Consider the following 2974-nt stretch of genomic DNA (forward strand, 5'->3'; position numbering starts at 1 on the left):
GGGGGCGGTAGCGGCGCGGCCGGGCCGGCGCGCGTCGCGCGCGCCCCCGGCCAGGGCGATGGCCCACGCCGCGGCGTCGCGCGGCGTTCACGCCGCTCCGCGATCCGCTCTAGACTGCCGCCATGAAACGCTTCTGGGACACCGCCGCGGTAGAACCCGAACCGGGCGGCTTCCGCGTGACCCTGGACGGGAAGCCGGTGCGCCTGCCCGGCGGCACGCCGCTGCAGGTCGGGTCGGCCGCGTTGGCCGCGGCGATCGCCGCCGAATGGGACGCCGCCGGCGGCAGCAAGGGCGGGGAGATGGGGCCGGCCGACATCCCCCTCACGCGCCTCGCCGGCACGGCGCAGGAACGCATCGCGCCGGACCCCGCGCCGATGGTGGAAGGGCTGGCGCGCTATGCCGAGTCGGACCTGCTCTGCTACCGCGCCGAGGACCGCAGGCTGGCCGCGCTGCAGGCCGCCGAATGGCAGCCGCTGCTGGACTGGGCGGCGCTGCAGCATGACGCGCCGCTGCGGGTGACCGCCGGGCTGATGCCGGTGCCGCAGGACCCCCCTGCGGTCGCCGCGCTGCGCCGCGCGGTCGCCGCGCAGGACCCGATCGGGCTGGCCGTCCTCGGCGTGCTGGTGCCGGCCTTCGGCAGCCTGGTGTTGGGCCTGGCGGTGGTGGAGGGGCGGCTGGACGCCGCGGAGGCGCATCGCCTGGCCATCCTGGACGAGACCTTCCAGGAGGAATTCTGGGGCCTGGACGCCGAGGCCGCCGAGCGCCGCCGCCGCGTCGCCGCCGAGGTGGCGGTGGCGGGGCGGCTGCTGGCACTCGCCCGGGCGCCCGCGGCATGAGGGCGCGGCACCTGCTGATCGGCGGCCGGGTGCAGGGCGTCGGCTACCGCGACTGGATGGTGCGGGAGGCGGGGCGGCTCGGCCTGTCCGGCTGGGTGCGCAACCGCCCGGACGGGCAGGTGGAGGCGGTGGTCGCCGGGCCGGAGCCGGCGGTGGAGGCGTTGCTGACGCTGCTGCGCCGCGGGCCGCGCCTGGCCCGCGTGGACAGCATCGAGGAGACCTTCTGGGAGGAGGAGGTGCCGCCGGGCTTCTTCCGGCGCTGACCGGCGCCGGCCCCGTCGGCGTGCGGATCCCGGCCGCCGGAGCGGCTGGCGCGGCGCTGCGGGCAGGCGAGCCGCCTGGGGTCGTGGGCGTGTGGCGCGAAGCGATGTTGCCCGCCACGCCGGTCGCCCCGGGCACGGTCGCGGTCATGCCGGGACCCGGCACCGCGACCGCGTCCCGATCGGATGGCGGCATCCCGCCGCGCCGCGATCCGCTCTGGCCGCGATCGCCCGGGCGTCGCGCGTCCGCCCCAACGCAGCATGCCTAGCGATGCGCGGCCGGGAGCCTGGCCCGCGCCAGGCGCCATCCGGCGTCGCCGGCCCGCGCCCCCGATGCCGGTTGCATCGGCAAGGCGACGGACTCTGCCCGGGTTCCCACGCGGATTGCGGCGCAATCGGCGTGGCGGCCCGCCAGGGCGGAAGAGACCCGCCAGGACCTGCCGCAGCCCTTCGCCGGCACGCCCCAGGCCCGCAACGGGCGCCGGCCGCGGAATTCGTTGCGGTGAAGGCAGCGCGGCGCGCATGCTCGATCGCGCCGTCGGCCGGCGCCGGCGGCCAAGCCCACCGGCAGGGAGCCGAAACGTCATGAACCGTCGCAGCATGCTGGGCGCCGCCCCGGCAGCCCTTGGCACATCCGCCCTCCTCGCGCCCGCGCTCTTCACGCCCGCCCTGGCGCAGACCCAGAACCCCGAGATCCGCTGGCGCTTGGCCAGCAGCTTCCCGAAGAACCTCGACATCCTCTATGGCGGGTCGGAATACCTGGCGAAGCGCGTCGCGCAGATGACCGACAACCGCTTCCAGCTCCGCTGCTTCGCGGCCGGGGAGATCCTGCCGGCGCTGCAGGTGCTGGACGGGTTGCAGACCGGCACGGTCGAATGCGGCCAGACCGCCAGCCTGTACTACGTGGGCAAGGACCCGACCTTCGCCGCCTTCACCGCCATCCCCTTCGGGATGAACATGCGGCAGATGACCGCCTGGCTGCGGCATGGCGGCGGCAACGAGATCGCGGCCGAGCTCTATCGCGACTACAACGTGGTCGGCATTCCCTTCGGCGACACCGGCACGCAGATGGGCGGCTGGTTCCGCAAGGAGGTTCGCAGCCTGGAGGACCTGTCCGGGCTGAAATTCCGCATCTCCGGCTTCGCCGGGCATCTCTTCGCCAAGCTCGGCGCCGCGCCGACGCAGATCGCCGGCGCCGACATCTACCCGGCGCTGGAGCGCGGGACGATCGACGCCGCCGAGTGGATCGGCCCCTATGACGACGAGAAGCTCGGCTTCGCCCGCATCGCCCGGTACTACTACGCGCCCGGCTTCTGGGAGGGATCCTCCCGCGGCGTGTTCATGGTGAACCTGCGCGCCTGGGAAAGCCTGCCCGACCATTACCGCCACGCGCTGGAGGTGGCCTGCGGCGAGGCGACGATGGAGATGGCGTCCCGCTACGACGACGCCAACCCGAAGGCGCTGCGGCGGCTGGTGGGCGGCGGCGCGGTGCTGCGCGGCTGGCCGCGGGAAGTGGTGCAGGCCGCCTGGCGCGCGAGCGGCGAGCTGTACGAGGAGACGGCGGCGCAGAACCCGCGCTTCCGGAAGATGTGGGCCAGCTACAAGGCCTTCCGGGACGAGCAATTCCAGTGGTTCCGGGTGGCGGAGAATGCCTACGAGAATTTCGCCTTCGCGGCGGCGGCGCGGTAGCGCAGGTCGGGGGAGAATCTTCACCTCTCCCTTTTCGACTGGAGCAGATCCCGATCAGGTGGAAGCACCTAAGTGTCCATCCGGGAACATGGTGAGTCATCTGAATCGGTTGTGACTGGCGGGTTGCGGCGGGTGGTGCGCGATTTGGCGGGATGTGGACGCCGGAGAACCGCGGTCGGTATGACCGCA

At 73.9% G+C, this 2974-nt stretch carries 3 protein-coding genes; all 3 read left to right on the forward strand.

The features are described 5' to 3' along the window. Nucleotides 1-122 precede the first annotated feature (122 nt). The 3 genes from E2C05_RS30480 (at nt 123) to E2C05_RS30490 (ending at nt 2785) form a co-directional block, all read left to right on the forward strand. Nucleotides 123-836: an ATP12 family chaperone protein gene (locus tag E2C05_RS30480; protein WP_133223364.1), complete on the forward strand. Its 714-nt coding sequence runs from the start codon at nt 123-125 to the stop codon at nt 834-836. Further along, nucleotides 833-1099 carry an acylphosphatase gene (locus E2C05_RS30485; protein WP_133223365.1) on the forward strand — a complete coding sequence of 89 codons (267 nt, stop codon included), beginning with the start codon at nt 833-835 and terminating at the stop codon, nt 1097-1099. Before E2C05_RS30480 ends, E2C05_RS30485 begins: the two co-directional genes overlap by 4 nt. A gap of 582 nt (nt 1100-1681) precedes the next feature. Beyond that, entirely contained in the window at nt 1682-2785 is a 1104-nt protein-coding gene (locus tag E2C05_RS30490) for a TRAP transporter substrate-binding protein (protein WP_133223366.1), read from the forward strand. Nucleotides 2786-2974: the final 189 nt, after the last annotated feature.

Source organism: Paracraurococcus ruber (genome assembly GCF_004353985.1).
Lineage (GTDB): Bacteria > Pseudomonadota > Alphaproteobacteria > Acetobacterales > Acetobacteraceae > Paracraurococcus > Paracraurococcus ruber.

Coding starts and splice junctions, on each gene's coding strand:
- E2C05_RS30480 (WP_133223364.1), top strand. CDS start 123: ATGAAACGCTTCTGGGACACCGCCGCGGTAGAACCCGAACCGGGCGGC.
- E2C05_RS30485 (WP_133223365.1), top strand. CDS start 833: ATGAGGGCGCGGCACCTGCTGATCGGCGGCCGGGTGCAGGGCGTCGGC.
- E2C05_RS30490 (WP_133223366.1), top strand. CDS start 1,682: ATGAACCGTCGCAGCATGCTGGGCGCCGCCCCGGCAGCCCTTGGCACA.